Consider the following 17,647-nt stretch of genomic DNA (forward strand, 5'->3'; position numbering starts at 1 on the left):
TTCGTTAGTGAAAAAAGAGCCAAAGATTGACCCTTTAGCTCAGTTAAGATTTTTCCTTTTTGATTAATTCTTTTAATTCATCGATAAATACATTGATATCTTTAAATTGGCGGTAAACAGAGGCGAATCTCACATATGCGACTTCATCGACATGCGCCAGCCTGTCCATCACCATTTCACCAATGGCATCACTTTTGATTTCTGAAATACCCTGACTGCGAAGATCCTTTTCAACACCATGAGTGATATCTTCTAACTCTTTTAAGGCTACAGGTCGTTTTTCGCACGCCTTAATCAAGCCCCGCAATATCTTATCACGGCTGAATTCTTCTCTCGTTCCTTCTTTTTTCACCACAATTAAGGGGATCTCTTCAATCTTCTCGAAAGTGGTAAATCGATATCCGCATTCTTCACATTCCCGCCTTCTCCGTGTTGCACGTCCTTCATCAACAGGCCGGGAATCTAGAACACGTGTACCATAATTTTGACATGAAGGGCATTTCATTGTTTAATCAGCTCCAAATCGACAAAATCCTTATCTTTATCTTATTAAATAGCAGCCCTTTGTACAAGTAGAAGTGTACGAGTTTTATTTCGTTCCAACAAGATTATGTAATTGGCCAATCCGCTTATAATAAGCAGTAATACGGGTTTTTAAAACGGGATTTATGCCTATTAATGAAAATCTTTCTGATGAAATATTAAAATCAACTGCTGTTTCCATCGGTTTTACCGAAACAATTGTGATAATCAAGAAACAAGGGATTGGTTTTTTGACTTCAACCGCAATCTCTCCATGGTCCTTAGATACGGTTATGACCTGACAATCGGCATCATCATGGAAAATTTTTTCGACTGATTGAAATAACTGATTAAAAGTGGCCTTATAATAATGCGTTTTCAAGGAATCATCCGTGTTTTGGTCTGAAGTTTCTATTTGCTTTTTAAACCGTGTAAAAATACCCATACTACCCCTCCAAATATCTACTCTTTAACTTAGTTTACAACATTTCCAGCAAAATATAAAAAGAGATGTACAAGTGGTACACCTCTAAGCTAATTGTTTTTATAAAGATTGATTATAGAACTTTCGCCTGTTTTACATGCACAGGACCCATTCCACGTGGAATTTCAATATTTTCACGCGTTTCGGCATTTAACGCTTCAGCAATATAGTCAGCTGCCACATTCGGGTTTAAATCACCGCATGTATACACATCAATGCTGGCATAGCCGTGCTCAGGGAAGCTGTGGATAGTAAGGTGTGATTCAGAAATAATGACAACCCCGCTGACACCTTGTGGCGCAAATTTGTGAAACGCTACCTCACGGACTTCAGCACCGGATTTAAGAGCAGCTTCGACAAAAGTAGTTTCAATAAAGTCCATATCATTTAATTTTTCAAAGTCGCAACCCCAAAGTTCTGAGATTACATGACGTCCCATTGTTTCCATATTCATTTTTCCCCCTTTAACCTTTTATGATGGTTTCTTGAAATCCTGTTATTGACGGTAACTTCTAACTACCACGGGGGAAAGTTAGTCCTAAGAGGTCCTAACCCTTTAAGTAATTTATCGCTACCTGATTTCAAGAAGTTCACGATGACTAGTATACTTGGTTTATATTTTTTTTGCAACCTATCAAAATAAATTTTTTTCATGATTAATTTTCATAACAATTGCTCATGGTCATTTTTTATTATATCTGCACATAAATGATTCTTTCGGTAAAACTATACTATGCGAAAAAGCCCGTAATGGTACAACCCAATCATAAAAAAATGCCGTCAAATGACAGCATTTTTTTATAATTATTATCCAACCTTCACCTTAGCGGCATTCGCAATTTCCTCTGCGACATATAATGCTAACTCAACAACCCGTGTTGAATATCCCCACTCATTATCGTACCAGGCTAACACTTTCACTTTCCTTGTGCCCATTACCATTGTAGAGAGCCCATCAATAATCGCTGAATGTTCGTTTGTATTAAAATCAACAGAAACCAATGGTTCCATAGTGAAATCCACGATACCCCGTAACGATCCGGTAGATGCTTCAATAAAAGCGTGATTAATTTCATCAACGGTTACATCTTGCTTTAGATCGACCACTAAGTCAACAAGCGAAACATTCGGTGTAGGTACTCGAAGTGACATTCCATGTAACTTCCCCTTCAACTGCGGTAATACGAGTGACAACGCCTTTGCAGCTCCTGTTGTGGTGGGAATAATAGATTGTCCGCATGCACGTGCTCTCCGTAAATCCTTATGTGGGTTATCAATGTTCTTTTGATCATTTGTATAAGCATGGATGGTCGTCATTAACCCGCACTCAATTCCAAACTTTTCGTCTAACACCTTTGCAACGGGTGCAAGACAGTTAGTTGTACAAGATGCATTGGAAATAATATCATGCTTGGTAATATCCAGCATTTCCTCATTAACACCCATAACGATTGTTATATCTTCATTTTTTCCTGGTGCTGTCAAAAGTACCTTTTTGGCTCCCGCGTCTAAGTGCAGGGCAGCTTTATCTCTGTCATTAAACTTTCCTGTTGCCTCAATGACAATATCAATGCCAAGCTCTTTCCATGGAAGTTCTTCAGGATTACGCTTATTTAGTAGTTTAATTCTTTTCCCATTCACGACCAATTCATCATCTAAAGGAATGACATCGCCCTGGAATGGCCCATGGGTGGTGTCATATTTAAGTAAATGAGCTAAAGTTTCTGCTGGATAGCTCGCATTTATAGCTACAATCTCCATTTTATTTTCAAGGATTGCTTTTCGAAAAACCATCCTTCCAATTCTCCCAAATCCATTAATCGCAATTCTCGCCTTCATTTTACGGCCCCTTCCGCATTAGTGTTATACTGTTAACTCGTATTATTGCAATTAGTATAACATATTTAGGTGTAATTGTGATGAATAAATAGCGGATTTTTCAATGTTTTATAATTCTGATAATTTAAAAGAAAAGCGCAAGCGAACCGATGTTGACTTATCGTAGGGCGGAGAGCGAAGGACATTAGACGCTAGGGGCTGGAGCTAGACAATTCTCGAAGTCGATATCAATTCTGATATAACCAAAAAAAGAAGAGTTCCCCTAGGTAACCCTTCTCACATTTCGATTATTTTACGCCAATTCCCCATTCTGTTAAAACATTCATGAGCTGTTTCCTCGTATCAGAGATTGTTCCATTATTATTAATTACCGCATCTGCGAGGGCAACCTTGTCAGACAGCGGCATCTGAGAATGAATTCTTGCTTTTGCATCATCCACTGAGAGGTCATTTCTCTCGATTAATCTTCGTAATTGCGTTTCATTATCCACAAATACCAAAATGGTTTTATCCACCATAAACGTTAGTTTACTTTCAAATAATAATGGGATATCAAGAACAACGACTTTTTCATTGTTCTTTGTTGCGTTATCTATTTGTTTCCTCATTCTTTTTCTTACTTCGGGGTGGGTAATTTCATTTAAGAGCTGTCTTTTCTCTGCTTGATGGAATATAATCGAGCCGAGTTTTGGACGATCGATTTCCCCGTCCTCCAATAAAATTTCCGTGCCAAATTCGGCAATAATTTTACGGTACGCAGGTTCTCCTTTTTTCACCGCCAGGCGGGCCTCGATATCTGCATCGACCACTGTGATATCCATTTCCTTAAACATAGTTGAAACTGTACTTTTTCCACTGGCGATTCCGCCTGTTAAACCAATAACTAGTGACATGGTTGTTTCCTTTCAATCGATTAAATTTTCCAAATACCTATTATTATTAATAAGATCCCTGGCAAAAAGGTAAACTTTTGAATCCATTCAAACTTATGAAAGAACGTTCCGCTTTTGATCCCAAAGAGAACAAATAACGAGCTCATGATCGCAACTGTTGCAGCTAGATAAAAGGGGGAGAAGCCAAGCATCGCTGCCCCAATTCCTGCTCCAAATGAGTCTAACGATAAGGCAAATCCCAGCATAAGCGCTTCAATTCCTGTAATTGTGCCTGATTGGTCAAAATCAGCAGACATTGGTTTTTTCAGGATATTAATGGCAATTCCAAGGGAGCGTATTTCAAAATTCACAATCGTCTTTTCGTGTTTTAAAATTTCCTTTTCTTTTTCAGGACGGAAAAATTGGTACACTACCCAGGCGCCAAGAGCGATTAGAATAAAACCACCAAGGCTTGCCGTAATAGCTGGCGAGAGTACTCTTTCTAGTCCATGTCCAATTGACACAGCTATCATTAAAGAGACAGCCGAGCATGTTGCAATAATCAAAATCGACTTAATCGGCATTACCATTTTCCTCAAACCATAGGTAAACCCAACACTAAAGCTGTCAAGACTGAGAGCAAATGCTAATACGAGTAGCGAGAACAAGTGAACCATATGATCTCTGACTCCTTCCTCCAAAATCACTATGATAGTATATGGAAGGAGCCCATCCGATGTTAACAGAAAAGAAAAAGTGCCTTGGTTAGGGGCGACATTTCTTAAAATTTAAAGTTTTTGACAGGTTGGACAGTAATGCGTTCCTCTGCCACCTACAGTCGTTTTCTCAAGAGGGGTGCCGCATTTTTTACATGCCTCCCCTTTTCGGCCATACGCATATAATTCAAGTTGAAACATGCCGATCTCTCCCTGTGAATTCACATAGGAACGAATCGTGCTACCGCCTTTTTTAACGGCCTCGCTTAATGTTGCAACAATTTCACAATGAAGGACAGTCATTTCCTTTTCATTAAGCGTATTCGCTGAACGTTCTGGATGGATTCCAGCTCGAAAAAGCGCCTCGTCTACATAAATGTTACCGAGCCCCACAAAGAGTTTTTGATCAAGTAAGGCAGGTTTAACTTTCCTGGTTGTCTTATTTAACTTTTCAGCCAAATATTCTACAGTAAATTCCTTTGAAAAAGGTTCGGGTCCGAGTTCAATCAACGGTGCCTTTAAAAATTCCTCCCCATTCTTATATAGGTGCATCGTTCCAAATTTCCGAACATCCCGATACCTCAGTTCCGTACCATCGGTAAAATGGAAAATCACATGCGTATGTTTATCAAACGGCTCGTTCTTCGAGTGGAGTCCATATTTACCTTCCATTCGCAAATGAGAGACTAATGCATAATTACCCGTATAAATAATTAAAAATTTCCCTCGTCTGCCGACATCCATGATTGTTTCCCCTTTTAACGCATCAACGAATTGCTCCACGTCGACAGGGTTTTTAATGATTTTCGCCCAGTAAACGGTTATGTTTTCAATTGTTTTCGTAAGAACTAATTTCTTTAACGTCTTTCGTACCGTTTCAACTTCAGGAAGCTCTGGCATGTCCAGGATCCCCCTTTGCTCTTTTATTTTGCGTCAAACCATGTTGGACCATAGGCATAATCTACCTTTAACGGTACCTTCAATTCAAGTGCATTCTCCATCACGTCGGGGACTAATTTTTTAAGAATCTCCACTTCCTCTTCAGGAGCTTCAAAAATCAATTCATCGTGTACCTGGAGCAATAGTCGGGTTCTTAACCCTTTGTCCTTTAATGCTTCATCCATATCAATCATGGCTTTTTTTATGATATCAGCGGCGCTGCCTTGAATAGGCGTGTTCATTGCTGTTCTTTCAGCAAAACTTCTGATGTTGAAATTTCGGCTTGTTATTTCAGGGATGTATCTTCTCCTATGTAATAAGGTCGATACGTATCCTTTTTGTCTTGCAGAGTGAATGATGTCATCCATATATTCCTTTACACCAGGATAACTATTAAGGTACCGATCAATGAATTGACCAGCCTCTTTTCTTGTGATCCCTAATGATTGAGAAAGACCATAATCACTAATACCATATACAATTCCAAAATTTACTGCCTTGGCATGTCGTCTCATATTTGAGGTTATCTCTTCCTTATCAACGTGGAAGACTTCCATGGCTGTTTTCGTATGAATATCCATGTCATCCTTAAAGGCCTGTATCAGTTTTTCATCACCGGCAATGTCTGCAAGCACCCGGAGTTCAATTTGCGAATAATCCGCGGCAAAAATTACCCAGCCCTTTTCTGATGGAACAAAGGCTTGGCGAATCTTCCGTCCTTCTTCAAGGCGGATTGGAATGTTTTGCAGGTTCGGATCAATAGAACTTAATCTGCCTGTTGCCGTTAAGGTTTGTTGATACCTTGTATGAACCTTTCCTGTTTTAGGATCAATCACTTTTAACAAGCCCTCAATATAGGTAGACTGAAGCTTCCCAAGCTGCCTGTATAGCAGAATATGTTCAATGATTTCGTGGTCATCGGCTAATTTTTCTAATACATCCGCTGATGTCGAATGGCCTGTTTTTGTTTTCTTAAAAGAATGCAGACCTAATTTCTCAAATAAAATAACGCCCAGCTGTTTTGGTGAGTTGATATTAAATTTTTCACCGGCTAATTCACAAATTTTTTCTTCAATTTCGATGAGACGGTCATTCATTTCTTTCCCCATCATCTGGAGACGTTCCTGCTCCACCATAATACCGCACGATTCCATATCGGCCAAAATAAGTGATAACGGCATTTCTAGCTCTGTAAACAATTCATATTGTTCATTTTTTCTTAATTCATCTTCCAGTTTCTCTCTCAGGTCAGACATCGCTAGGCTTTTACGAACAAGATGCTCGGCAAGCTTAGACGGCTCTGGAACTTTCCGTTTGGCACCTTTCCCATAAAAGGATTCATCGGATTGGATATTGTGGATATCATATCTTTTTGCTATTGCAGCCAAATCCTCAATATTTTCCGATGGATTAATAAGATAAGATGCCATTAATATATCAAAGTTTGAGCCTTTTAAATGGATGTCCCGCCTTCTTAAGGAAACTTCAGACCGTTTTGCATCATAAACAATTTTCTTTTTTCCTTCATCTTCCGCCCATTTTTTAAAAGCTGCTGATTGGATGGCTTGCTCCGTAGGCAAGTAGTAGTGCCCATTTTCATTTACGAGCGAAAAACCAATAATTTCGGCAAAATGATAATTATCATCGAGCATTTCCACATAAAAATAATTGATATCAGCGAAAATATCATTCGTTATTTCATTTGGAATGACATATTCAACCTCTTCTAGTGCTTGCTCCTCGATAACAGATGTATCTTCACCAAGCCTATCCAATAAGGAATGAAACCCTAATTCTTTAAAAAGAGCCACTAATTTTTCACGTGTAAAGCCCTCGTAGGAGATTGTTTCTAGCTCAACTTTTACCGGCGCTTGCCGCTCAATGGTGGCAAGTTCCTTGCTCATTAAGGCCTGATCCTTGAATTCTTCTAGTTTTTCCTTCAATTTGTTTCCACTGACTTGATCAATTGATTTGAGTAGATTTTCTAGGGTTGAAAACTCTTTTAACAGCTTAATCGCTGTCTTTTCCCCCACACCAGGAACACCTGGAATATTGTCAGAGGGATCCCCCATTAAACCTTTCATATCAATAATTTGTTCTGGCGTTAACCCGTACTTTTCCGCAATATGTTCTGGTGTATATTCTTCAATATCAGTAATCCCTTTTCGTGTAATACCGACCGTTGTTGTTGGGGAGGAAAGCTGGGTTAAATCCTTGTCCCCAGAGATTACTTTTACCTCATACCCATCCTTTTCCGCTGATAATGAAAGGGTCCCGATAATATCATCTGCCTCGTAGTTTTCAAGCTCGTATCTTGAAATGCTGTAAGCGTCTAATAATTCGCGAATAAACGGAAATTGCTCTGATAATTCAGGCGGTGTTTTTTGCCTGCCACCCTTGTATTCGGTAAAAGTTTTATGTCGAAAGGTGGTTTTTCCAGCATCAAAGGCAACAAGCATATGTGTCGGCTTTTCATCCTCCAAAATTTTCATCAGCATCATCGTAAAACCGTATACCGCGTTCGTATGAATCCCTTTATCATTATTAAGTAGGGGTAAGGCAAAAAACGCACGGTAAGCAATACTATTCCCGTCAATCAACACAAGTTTTTTCTTTTCCACCATCGTCACCATCCAAAAATTTAATTCTTTTGTAGCTCAATAATAAATTCACTGCCTTCGCCCACTGTACTTCTGACACTTATGTTCCCATGATGAGCTTCAATTAAATGTTTAACAATCGCTAAACCCAAACCAGTCCCGCCTGAATTCCGGCTTCGGGCACGGTCAACCCGGTAAAAACGCTCAAAAATCCGCGGTATTTCTTCCTCATCAATTCCCACACCCGAGTCTTTTACATGAATCCGCACATTCTTTTCATTTTCTAAGAGGATAATTTTCACATCCCCCTCAACTGGAGTATAGGTTATGGCATTGCCTATTAAGTTGATAAATACTTGTTTTAGGCGGTCTGTGTCACCATTCATGATCACTTGGTTCCGGTTGCAATAAAATTCGAGCCGGATGTTCTTCTCCTCTGCTTTACCGGAAAGGAGTGTGATCACATCTTCTAGAAGTGTACGCAACTCAAATTCTTGTAGATTTAATCGAAAGCCTTGCTGCTCTATTTTGGAAAGCTCCAGCAAGTCTTGAATAAGTGATTGAAGCCGATCACTTTCTTTTAAAATGATCGAAAGGAATGCTTCTAATGTTTCATGATTGTTCATCGCCCCATCCAAAAGTGTTTCGGTAAACCCTTTTATGGAGGTAACGGGGGTTTTTAGTTCATGGGAAACATTAGCCACAAAATCCTTGCGCATTTGCTCAAGTCTTTTTAATTCGGTAATGTCGTGAAATACGAGCAATACCCCTTTCCAAACCTTATTAGTTCCAATAATCGGGACTCCATAAACAACAAAATATCGACGTTCAATCAAAAATGAAAGGAGTAATTGTTTACTTGCATTTTGCTCAGTCCGGAATACTTCTTCAACTAATCGACAGATTTCCTCATTTTCAATGACCTCGTAATAAAGTTTATTTAAGTAATCTTTCGAATCTATATGAAAGATCTCAATATAGCCTTTATTGATTAGGTTTATGTACCCGCGGCTATCGATTAACACTAACCCTGCTCCCATGTTCTCAATCAAAACACTTAAGCGGTCCTGTTGCATTTCATGTGACTTTGAGAGATCTTGAAGGTTTTCCGCCAGCATATTAATCGACTTTCCAAGCATTCCCGCATCATCAAAACGATTCACCGTTGTTCTGGCACGGTAGTTTCCATGTGCAAGTTCAATTGCGACCTCTGTAGCCGCTTTTATTGGCTTGGTATACCTTGTGGTAATTCGGATGCCCAATATGATGATGACAACCACAGCAATTCCCAGACCACTAGTAAGGATCCACCATATTTCAACTTTTATCTGTTCATTAAGTGATTCTAAAAAGTCATATTTAAATAACTGCCCAAGCAGTATACCTAATCCGACTAAAACAATAATCATTAAAAAGATTAAGATAATAAATATCCTTGTGCGGAACTTTGTCATTCTCCTTTAGGTTCCTCCAATTTGTAGCCAAGGCCGCGAATGGTTTTGATATATACAGGCTTTTTAGTTTCCTCTTCAATTTTTTCTCGAAGATGTGAAATATGTACATCCACAATTCTAGTATCGCCAGCAAAGTCATAATTCCAAACGGCGCTTAGTAATTGATCCCGAGTTAACACCCGGCCTTTATTTTGTGCAAGGTAGAGAAGTAATTCAAATTCCTTAAGTGTTAACTCAAGATGTTGATCATTAAAGTATGCCTCGTATTTTTCGGGGAAGATGGTTATTTTCCCTATTTGAATTTGCTCTTCTGTAGTATCATTTTCCACCGTTATTTCTGTTTGTATTTGTGTTCTTCTTAAAATAGCTTTCACACGGGCAATAACTTCACGCGGGCTGAATGGTTTTACCATATAATCGTCTGCCCCAAGCTCAAGGCCCAAAATTTTATCAAGTTCGTCATCTTTTGCCGTCAGCATTAAAATGGGAGTCATGATATTATTTTGGCGAAGCTGCTTACATACTTCCATTCCATCTAACTTTGGCAGCATTAAATCCAAAACGATGATATCAGGTGTCTCTGTTTCAGCTAACTGTTTCCCCTCTATACCATCCATTGCTGTTATAACTTCAAAGCCTGCTTGTTCTAAATTATATTGCAATAAGGTGACAATTGACTGTTCATCATCGACAACAAGTACTTTATTTTTCATATATCCCCCACCCTTGCCCTTCGTAGCGTAGTTACCTTCATTATATAGGTAAGGAATAAAGATTATCTAGTTTTATGGGCTGAACGATGTTTGTAAAAGTTAACAAGATTGACATGTTTCTGTTCGAATGATAAGTGCATTTTTTGTAAAATAAATTTAGATAGGTAGAAAGGAAGTGGAATATGGCCTATAAACCTCGCTTTGTCCCCATGGATTTATTAGCTCTTAGAATTTTAGACATACGAATGAAATTGTCTCAAGAGGAGCATAGGTATTATTTAAATAAGGAAAAGGGTTTTGAAGGTGAAGTTCAGTTTGACTTATTGACTGAGCAGCTTCAAAGTGATTGCCTCATTCTAAATGATTTGCTGCTTGAGGTTGACAACTCGTCTTTCCAGCTTGATACCACAATCATATACCAAGATACCATTTTCCCTTTCGAAGTAAAAAACTTTGAAGGAGATTTCATTTACAAACCTGACAGTCTGGAAGCAACTTATGGTAAGGAATATAAGAATCCTCTTGACCAATTAAAACGAAGCAAATTCTCGCTCGGCCAATTACTCAAAAAGCTTGGCTATCATTTTGCCATTGAGGGATCCGTTGTGTTTATTAACTCCGAATTCACCTTATTCCAGGCCCCCCCAAACGAACCCTTTATTTTCCCAACACAGTTAAATGCATTGATGAAAAAATTAAATGCCCGGCCATCAAAGCTTACTAATAAGCACAAGATGCTTGCTGATAAGCTGGTATCATTACATCAAACCAAATCATCATATACAAAGTTACCGGCTTATAATTATGGTAAATTGCGAAAAGGCTTCACATGTGCAAAGTGCAAATCGTTTAACGTTTCCAACCCGGATGGTGAAAGGAAGATTGTGTGTACTACATGCGGGAATGTGGAAAGTATTGAGGCTGTGGTATTGCGGAATGTAAAAGAGATTAAGCTATTGTTTCCGGATATGAAAATTACGACTACTTGTGTTCATGAGTGGTGTGGCGCGGGTGTTTCTATGAAGGCAATAAATAGGATACTTACAAAAAACTTTAGAAGAGTGGGTCATGGTAAATTTTCATACTATGTAAATGATTGATGAGGACGTTTTGGGTTTTTCATTAACAGTTTCCGTCCTCATGAACCTCTCATGAGGACACTTTTGCTTTTTCATTCATGGTTTTTGTCCTCATGAACCTCTCATGAGGACACTTTTGCTTTTTCATTCATGGTTTCCGTCCTCATGAACCTCTCATGAGGACACTTTTGATTTTTCATTCATGGTTTCTGTCCTCATGAACCTCACTATTAAAAATTCTCCAAGGCCTTCCCATGAATTTCTTCTAATTTATGCGGCGGGCATACCTTGAATTTCCCACTAATGACGGTTTCCTTTTTTTCATTAGAACCTAAGACGCTCACCAAAACTGTATGCTCATAATGATCCACGTCAATCACTTCAAGCAATAGCTCGACCGTTCCGTAATGATAGACAGGTTTCGGAAACTCAATCTCTTGGCCTAAGACATGGCTTCCTGGCCCTGGTAAATATTTTGAAATGGCAGAAGTGATCATTCCTATTAGCATAATACTAGGAACAAGTGGTCTCTCGAACGGAGTTTGTGATGCATAGTCATGTTGAATATAGAGAGGGTTGGCATCATCGGTTAATCCCAGATAGAGAAGAAGATCCTTGTCTTCAATTTTCTCTGTTAGTACTAATTTTTCACCTACGGTTATTTCCTCAATTCTTCGCCCTAGTTTTCTCTTTTTTCCTAAAAGCATCAAATTTCACCTCTTTCATTGTAAGCGATTACATAATAAATGATAGAGAAATTCGAGGGCACCGTCTTGACGCCGCCCCCGAATTTCATAAAAGTATAAGCATTACACCAATACTTGCATTACATTTCGAACAGATTCAACAGACTTATCTAATGCAGCTTTTTCGTCTGCTGTAAGATCTAATTCAATTATTTTTTCGATACCATTTCCACCGAGGATAGTTGGAACACCAAGATAAATGCCTTCATAGCCAAACTCGCCCTCAAGGTATGCAATGGATGGTAATACACGACGTTGATCTTTAAGGATTGCTTCACACATCTCAACTAAAGAAGCTGCAGGGGCATAATAGGCACTTCCGTTACCAAGAAGGTTAACGATTTCACCGCCGCCTTTACGAGTGCGCTCAACAATGGCCTCAAGACGATCTTTAGGAATTAAGGTTTCTAATGGAATTCCACCGGCATAGGAGTAACGCACAAGCGGTACCATATCATCGCCATGGCCGCCAAGAACAAAACCAGTTACATCTTTTACAGATAGATTTAATTCTTGCGCAACAAATGTACGGAAACGAGCAGTATCAAGTACACCAGATTGACCAATTACCCGGTTTTTAGGGAAACCAGACTCTTTGAATACGGTGTAAGTCATCGCATCAACAGGGTTTGTTAAAACAATAATTGTACTGTTTGGAGAGTATTTCACAATCTCCTGTGTTACACTTTTCATTACCTTTTGGTTTGTTTGCACTAAATCATCACGGCTCATGCCTGGCTTGCGGGCAATTCCGGCGGTAATGACAACGATATCAGAATCGCGAGTATCTTCATAATTTGAAGTACCAGTGATATTCGCATCAAAGCCTTGAACTGGGCTAGCTTCAAGCATATCTAATGCTTTACCTTTTGTAGGGTTTTCCATTGGAGCGATATCAACTAAAACAACGTCTCCAAGTTCTTTTTGAGCAAGTAAAAATGCAGTTGTAGCACCAGTGAATCCGCCGCCGATTACAGAAACCTTTTTACGTTTTAATGACATTTTAAGCTCTCCCCTTTATGTAAAATGACTTGAGCTGTCTCCGAAAAAACAGCTCAAGTAAAGCCTCAGCGCGTGGCGCATCCGCTTTTTAATTTCTTATTTCATATTTTTGATTAATTCATTTGCAAATTCAGATGTTTTAACTTCTGTTGCACCTTCCATCAAGCGTGCGAAGTCATATGTGACAACCTTAGAAGCAATTGTGTCTTCAACTGATTTAATTACCATAGTGGCTGCTTCATTCCAGCCTAAGTGCTCAAGCAATAACACACCGGATAAAATGACAGATGATGGATTTACTTTGTCAAGACCGGCGTATTTAGGTGCAGTACCATGTGTTGCTTCAAAAATAGCATGTCCTGTTTCATAGTTAATATTTGCTCCAGGAGCAATGCCAATTCCGCCAACTTGTGCTGCAAGTGCATCAGAAATGAAGTCGCCGTTTAGGTTCATTGTAGCCACAACATCAAACTCACGTGGACGAGTAAGGATTTGTTGTAAGAAAATATCAGCAATTGCATCTTTTACGATGATTTTTCCAGCAGCTTCTGCATCGGCTTGTGCCTTGTTCGCAGCTTCTGCTCCTTGCTCTTCCTTGATGCGATCATATTGAGCCCATGTAAAGACTTTATCGCCAAATTCCTTTTCTGCAAGCTCATAGCCCCAATTTTTAAACGCGCCTTCAGTAAATTTCATGATATTTCCTTTGTGCACGAGTGTAACCGATTTACGGCCTTCTTTGATTGCATAATTAATGGCAGCACGCACAAGACGATTTGTACCTTCTTCAGAAACAGGCTTAATACCAATACCTGAAGTTTCAGGGAATCGGATTTTCTTAACACCCATCTCGTTCTGTAAGAAGTCAATTACCTTTTTAGCCGCTTCCGTGCCTTTTTCGTATTCAATACCGGCATAAATATCTTCAGTATTTTCACGGAAGATGACCATATCGGTATCTTGTGGACGCTTAACTGGAGATGGAACTCCTTCGAACCATCTTACAGGACGTAAGCAAACAAATAAATCTAATTCTTGGCGAAGTGCCACATTTAAGGAACGAATACCGCCGCCAACAGGTGTTGTTAATGGACCTTTGATGGCAATCAAATATTCATTGATTACATCAAGAGTTTCAGAAGGAAGCCACTCACCCGTTTGGTTAAAAGCCTTTTCTCCCGCTAAAACCTCTTTCCATACTAATTTACGCTCGCCTTTATAGGCTTTTTCCACTGCAGCATTTAAGACTCTTTCAGAAGCGGCCCAAATATCTGGTCCGATACCGTCCCCTTCAATAAATGGAATAATTGGATTGTTTGGTACGTTTAATACTCCGTCTTTAACCGTGATTTTTTCGCCTTGCATAGTTGTTCTCCCTCCTATTATGTAAAAAACTTGTTCGTGGTATTTCAAAAGACTGAATCAAAGGTTAGTGAGCAGTGCCCCTAACCTTTACTCCTATCTTATTGAATCAATTTTTTGAATAAAAGTAAACTATTATCCTCTTTGCTCGATCGGAACATATTTTTGCATTCCAGGTCCAGTATATTCCGCACGCGGACGGATTAAACGATTATTTTCATATTGTTCTAAAATATGTGCAAGCCATCCAGAAACGCGGCTTACCGCAAAGATTGGTGTCATTAAGTCGTGATCAATTCCTAAGCTGTGATAAACAGAGGCAGAATAGAAATCTACATTTGGCGGTAGATTCTTTTCACCTGTTACGATGTCTTGAATCTTGACGGACATATCGTACCAATGCGGTTCACCAGTAAGTTCAGTTAACTTTTTAGACATTTCTTTTAAATGCTTGGCACGAGGGTCGCCTTTCCGATATACCCTGTGGCCAAAGCCCATAATTTTTTCTTTATGTTCAAGCTTACCGCGGATATATGGATCGACGTTTTCGAGTGTGCCAATTTCAGACAGCATTTTCATAACTGCCTCGTTCGCACCACCATGTAGAGGTCCTTTTAATGCGCCAATAGCCGCTGTTACACCAGAGTATACATCAGATAATGTTGCCACACATACACGTGCAGTAAATGTTGAAGCATTTAATTCATGATCTGCATGTAATACAAGCGCCTTGTTCATTGCTTCAACAGCAATGGAATCAGGTTCTTTACCTGTAAGCATGTATAAGAAATTAGCTGCAAAACTTAAATCTTGTCTTGGTGGGATTGGGTCCAGACCTTTTCTTACACGAGCAAAGGTTGTGACAATCGCTGGCATTTTTGCTTGAAGACGTACTGCTTTACGATAATTGGCTGCTTCGTCCATTAGGTCAGCTTCATCATCATATAAACCTAGTAAAGAAACTGCTGAGCGAAGTGCTGCCATTGGATGAACCTTTTGAATTGGGTACATCTTAAAGTGTTCAATCACTTCTTGTGGCAATGCATAGTTTTCAGCTAGTTGTTGTTTTAACTCAACTAATTGTTCAGCATTCGGTAATTTACGATGCCATAATAAGTAGATTACCTCTTCAAAGCTAGCATTTACAGCTAAATCATCAATATCATAGCCAACGTATGTTAGCGTATCATCAATAATTGAACTGATGGAGGAAGTTGTTGCCACTATTCCTTCTAGACCTTGTTTTACTGTCATAATAAATCTCTCCTTTACATTCTTATTTCCCCAATATTCTTTTTGCAATCAAGAAAATTGCATACTAGCGACATTCTTTTAATATTGACTGAGCGATTGCTCGGGATATCCACAAACATTGTGATTGCCTTTTCATTCACCAATAGAAAGGTTTTTACAAGTAATTAAGCATATATATACGGTTTATGTAAAAAAAGGATACGCTTACAAGCCTATTATAAACAATTATCAAATTTTTGTGAACGAAAAGGAGTGGAAAAATACAAAAAAAATATTATTTTACAAAAAATCTAGCTAAAAAAACTGAAAATTCTCATAGCGACGTATGCAATTCCGGCTCCAATTAAAGGACCAACCGCCACACCTTTAAAAATAGAAACAGAAAGAATCGTTCCAAGCACTAATGCCGTTGTAATTTGCGGATCATCGGCTAGTAATTTAACTCCACCCTTTGCAAGCATAGCGACTAGCATCCCTGAGATGAGAGCTATCCATGCAAATGGTGTTTTAAATGCTCCGGATAAATCTTTAAACCCTATTTCGCCGCTGGCAATTGGAGCTAAAACAGCAATAGTGATCACGGTGACTCCCCAATTAATTCCCTTAGATTGTAGTAATGAAAAAAATTTTGCATCCAATCCACCGACTTTCAATACAAGCAATACTGCGATAGCAACTATTAATGAACTATTTTTAGCAATTAGGCCAATCGCAAATAGTAGTAATAGAAATAATATGGGCTGACTTGGCAATCCTTTCACCATCCTGTCAAAAAATTATCGTACCATAATAGTTTTTATCCAGGTAGAAAATACATTTTTTCGTCTATAGTTATGAAACTTCTACCCTGGTTATCCGTAATAATAATCTAATTGGAAAAATATGCGGTTTTATTCATAAAATGTTAAACTGAAACTATTAATTAAATGTAAAGGAGGGTTGCTTTTGAATCTTACGTACATATACCGGACCGTTCGATTCCTACTTGTGATTGGTGCTGTTGTTTTGACACTCTACCTATTTTATTTCTTATCAACCGTAACCTATCCATTTTTAATTGGTCTTATCATTGCCTTTATGATTAATCCGCTAGTAAACTTTCTTGAAAAAAAAGCGAAAATGCCGCGCGTGCTCTCAGTTCTTGTCACACTTGTCATTATTTTTGCTTTATTTGCGGGGTTAGTGACTTTATTAGTCGCAGAAATTGTCTCCGGCGCTGCCTATTTGGCAAAAGTCGTCCCAGAACATCTTGATACATTAATTAATTATATCGAGGATTATTTTACGGCTCAAATCATCCCCTTATACAATCAATTAACAAGTGTATTTAATAAGCTTGATGCGGGTCAGAAGGATACCATCATCGGAAATATTCAAAACGTGGGAACAAGAGTTGGAACAACGATTGGAACGTTTATTAAGAATTTATTTGGGAATATCCCGAATATCTTATCTTGGTTCCCAAATGCTGCAACGGTTCTTATATTCTCGCTATTGGCCACCTTTTTTATTAGTAAGGATTGGTACCGCTTGTCGGCAATGGGAGGAAGACTCTTGCCTGAAAAGGCAAAAAGGAGCGGTAGAACCGTTTTTATTGACCTAAAAAAAGCATTATTCGGTTTTATTAAAGCACAAGTTACGCTCATTTCGATTACAACAGTAATCATTCTGATTGGTCTTTTAATCTTACGGGTTGATTATGCCATTACGATTGCATTAGCTACAGGTATTGTCGATATTATTCCTTACCTTGGTACCGGTGCTGTGTTTGTCCCTTGGATTATATATGCAGCGATTGGCGGCAATACAGGTCTTGCCTTAGGTTTAGGTGTTCTATATATGATCGTCCTCGTCCAACGGCAAATCATGGAGCCGAAGATCCTTTCATCAAATATTGGTCTCGATCCATTAGCAACACTCATTTCCTTATTTGTCGGATTTAAATTAATCGGCTTTCTAGGATTAATTGTTGGGCCCGTCACACTCGTCATTATCAGCACCCTTTACCGTGCAAATGTATTTCATGATGTCTGGGCATTCATTAAAGGAAAAGAGACATAAAAAA

Annotated in this window: 17 protein-coding genes; 2 read left to right on the forward strand and 15 right to left on the reverse strand. The window is 38.8% G+C overall.

Going from position 1 to position 17,647, the window contains the following annotated elements; all coding sequences use genetic code 11:
* Positions 1–43 precede the first annotated feature (43 nt).
* The 10 genes from nrdR to RCG19_RS03720 form a co-directional block, all read right to left on the reverse strand.
* Entirely contained in the window at positions 44–505 is a 462-nt protein-coding gene (gene nrdR / locus RCG19_RS03675; protein ID WP_088089213.1) for a transcriptional regulator NrdR, read from the reverse strand.
* Positions 506–589: 84 nt separating this feature from the next.
* Positions 590–967, reverse strand: a complete 378-nt coding sequence (locus tag RCG19_RS03680) for a hypothetical protein (RefSeq protein WP_166239186.1) — start codon at positions 965–967, stop codon at positions 590–592.
* Between the two features lie 112 nt (positions 968–1,079).
* The gene (gene speD / locus RCG19_RS03685; RefSeq protein WP_007087373.1) at positions 1,080–1,454 is read right to left on the reverse strand and encodes an adenosylmethionine decarboxylase; all 375 of its coding nucleotides are present in this window, start codon (positions 1,452–1,454) and stop codon (positions 1,080–1,082) included.
* A gap of 359 nt (positions 1,455–1,813) precedes the next feature.
* Positions 1,814–2,845 (reverse strand): glyceraldehyde-3-phosphate dehydrogenase, encoded by a 1,032-nt coding sequence (locus tag RCG19_RS03690; RefSeq protein ID WP_308109714.1) that lies wholly within the window; start codon positions 2,843–2,845, stop codon positions 1,814–1,816.
* Between the two features lie 287 nt (positions 2,846–3,132).
* On the reverse strand, positions 3,133–3,738 hold the full coding sequence (gene coaE, locus RCG19_RS03695) for a dephospho-CoA kinase (protein ID WP_308109715.1): 606 nt from the start codon (positions 3,736–3,738) through the stop codon (positions 3,133–3,135).
* 20 nt (positions 3,739–3,758) lie between these two features.
* The gene (ytaF, locus tag RCG19_RS03700) at positions 3,759–4,394 is read right to left on the reverse strand and encodes a sporulation membrane protein YtaF (RefSeq protein ID WP_166239180.1); all 636 of its coding nucleotides are present in this window, start codon (positions 4,392–4,394) and stop codon (positions 3,759–3,761) included.
* A gap of 111 nt (positions 4,395–4,505) precedes the next feature.
* On the reverse strand, positions 4,506–5,333 hold the full coding sequence (mutM, locus tag RCG19_RS03705) for a DNA-formamidopyrimidine glycosylase (RefSeq protein ID WP_308109716.1): 828 nt from the start codon (positions 5,331–5,333) through the stop codon (positions 4,506–4,508).
* Between the two features lie 23 nt (positions 5,334–5,356).
* Positions 5,357–7,996 carry a DNA polymerase I gene (gene polA, locus RCG19_RS03710; protein WP_308109717.1) on the reverse strand — a complete coding sequence of 880 codons (2,640 nt, stop codon included), beginning with the start codon at positions 7,994–7,996 and terminating at the stop codon, positions 5,357–5,359.
* Positions 7,997–8,013: 17 nt separating this feature from the next.
* On the reverse strand, positions 8,014–9,426 hold the full coding sequence (pnpS, locus tag RCG19_RS03715) for a two-component system histidine kinase PnpS (protein WP_308109719.1): 1,413 nt from the start codon (positions 9,424–9,426) through the stop codon (positions 8,014–8,016).
* Positions 9,423–10,139: a winged helix-turn-helix domain-containing protein gene (locus tag RCG19_RS03720; RefSeq protein ID WP_308109720.1), complete on the reverse strand. Its 717-nt coding sequence runs from the start codon at positions 10,137–10,139 to the stop codon at positions 9,423–9,425. Before RCG19_RS03720 ends, pnpS begins: the two co-directional genes overlap by 4 nt.
* 182 nt (positions 10,140–10,321) lie before the next feature.
* Here RCG19_RS03720 and RCG19_RS03725 point away from each other — a divergent pair, with 182 nt between their 5' ends.
* A complete protein-coding gene (locus tag RCG19_RS03725; RefSeq protein ID WP_308109721.1) occupies positions 10,322–11,239 on the forward strand; it encodes a nuclease-related domain-containing protein in 918 nt (305 codons plus the stop codon).
* 209 nt (positions 11,240–11,448) lie between these two features.
* Here RCG19_RS03725 and RCG19_RS03730 read toward each other — a convergent pair whose 3' ends face one another.
* The 5 genes from RCG19_RS03730 to RCG19_RS03750 all read right to left on the reverse strand — a co-directional run bounded on the left by RCG19_RS03730 (position 11,449) and on the right by RCG19_RS03750 (position 16,334).
* On the reverse strand, positions 11,449–11,925 hold the full coding sequence (locus tag RCG19_RS03730; RefSeq protein ID WP_308109722.1) for a MaoC/PaaZ C-terminal domain-containing protein: 477 nt from the start codon (positions 11,923–11,925) through the stop codon (positions 11,449–11,451).
* Positions 11,926–12,027: 102 nt separating this feature from the next.
* Positions 12,028–12,966, reverse strand: coding sequence for a malate dehydrogenase (gene mdh, locus RCG19_RS03735; RefSeq protein WP_166239166.1), 939 nt, complete (start codon positions 12,964–12,966; stop codon positions 12,028–12,030).
* 96 nt (positions 12,967–13,062) lie between these two features.
* On the reverse strand, positions 13,063–14,331 hold the full coding sequence (gene icd, locus RCG19_RS03740) for an NADP-dependent isocitrate dehydrogenase (protein ID WP_308109723.1): 1,269 nt from the start codon (positions 14,329–14,331) through the stop codon (positions 13,063–13,065).
* Between the two features lie 132 nt (positions 14,332–14,463).
* Positions 14,464–15,582, reverse strand: coding sequence for a citrate synthase (citZ, locus tag RCG19_RS03745; RefSeq protein WP_308109724.1), 1,119 nt, complete (start codon positions 15,580–15,582; stop codon positions 14,464–14,466).
* Between the two features lie 290 nt (positions 15,583–15,872).
* Positions 15,873–16,334: a DUF441 domain-containing protein gene (locus tag RCG19_RS03750; protein ID WP_308109725.1), complete on the reverse strand. Its 462-nt coding sequence runs from the start codon at positions 16,332–16,334 to the stop codon at positions 15,873–15,875.
* A gap of 193 nt (positions 16,335–16,527) precedes the next feature.
* Here RCG19_RS03750 and ytvI point away from each other — a divergent pair, with 193 nt between their 5' ends.
* On the forward strand, positions 16,528–17,643 hold the full coding sequence (gene ytvI, locus RCG19_RS03755) for a sporulation integral membrane protein YtvI (protein ID WP_308109726.1): 1,116 nt from the start codon (positions 16,528–16,530) through the stop codon (positions 17,641–17,643).
* Positions 17,644–17,647: the final 4 nt, after the last annotated feature.

Origin of the sequence: Neobacillus sp. OS1-2 (genome assembly GCF_030915505.1) — a bacterium.
Classification (GTDB): Bacteria; Bacillota; Bacilli; order Bacillales; family Cytobacillaceae; genus Neobacillus.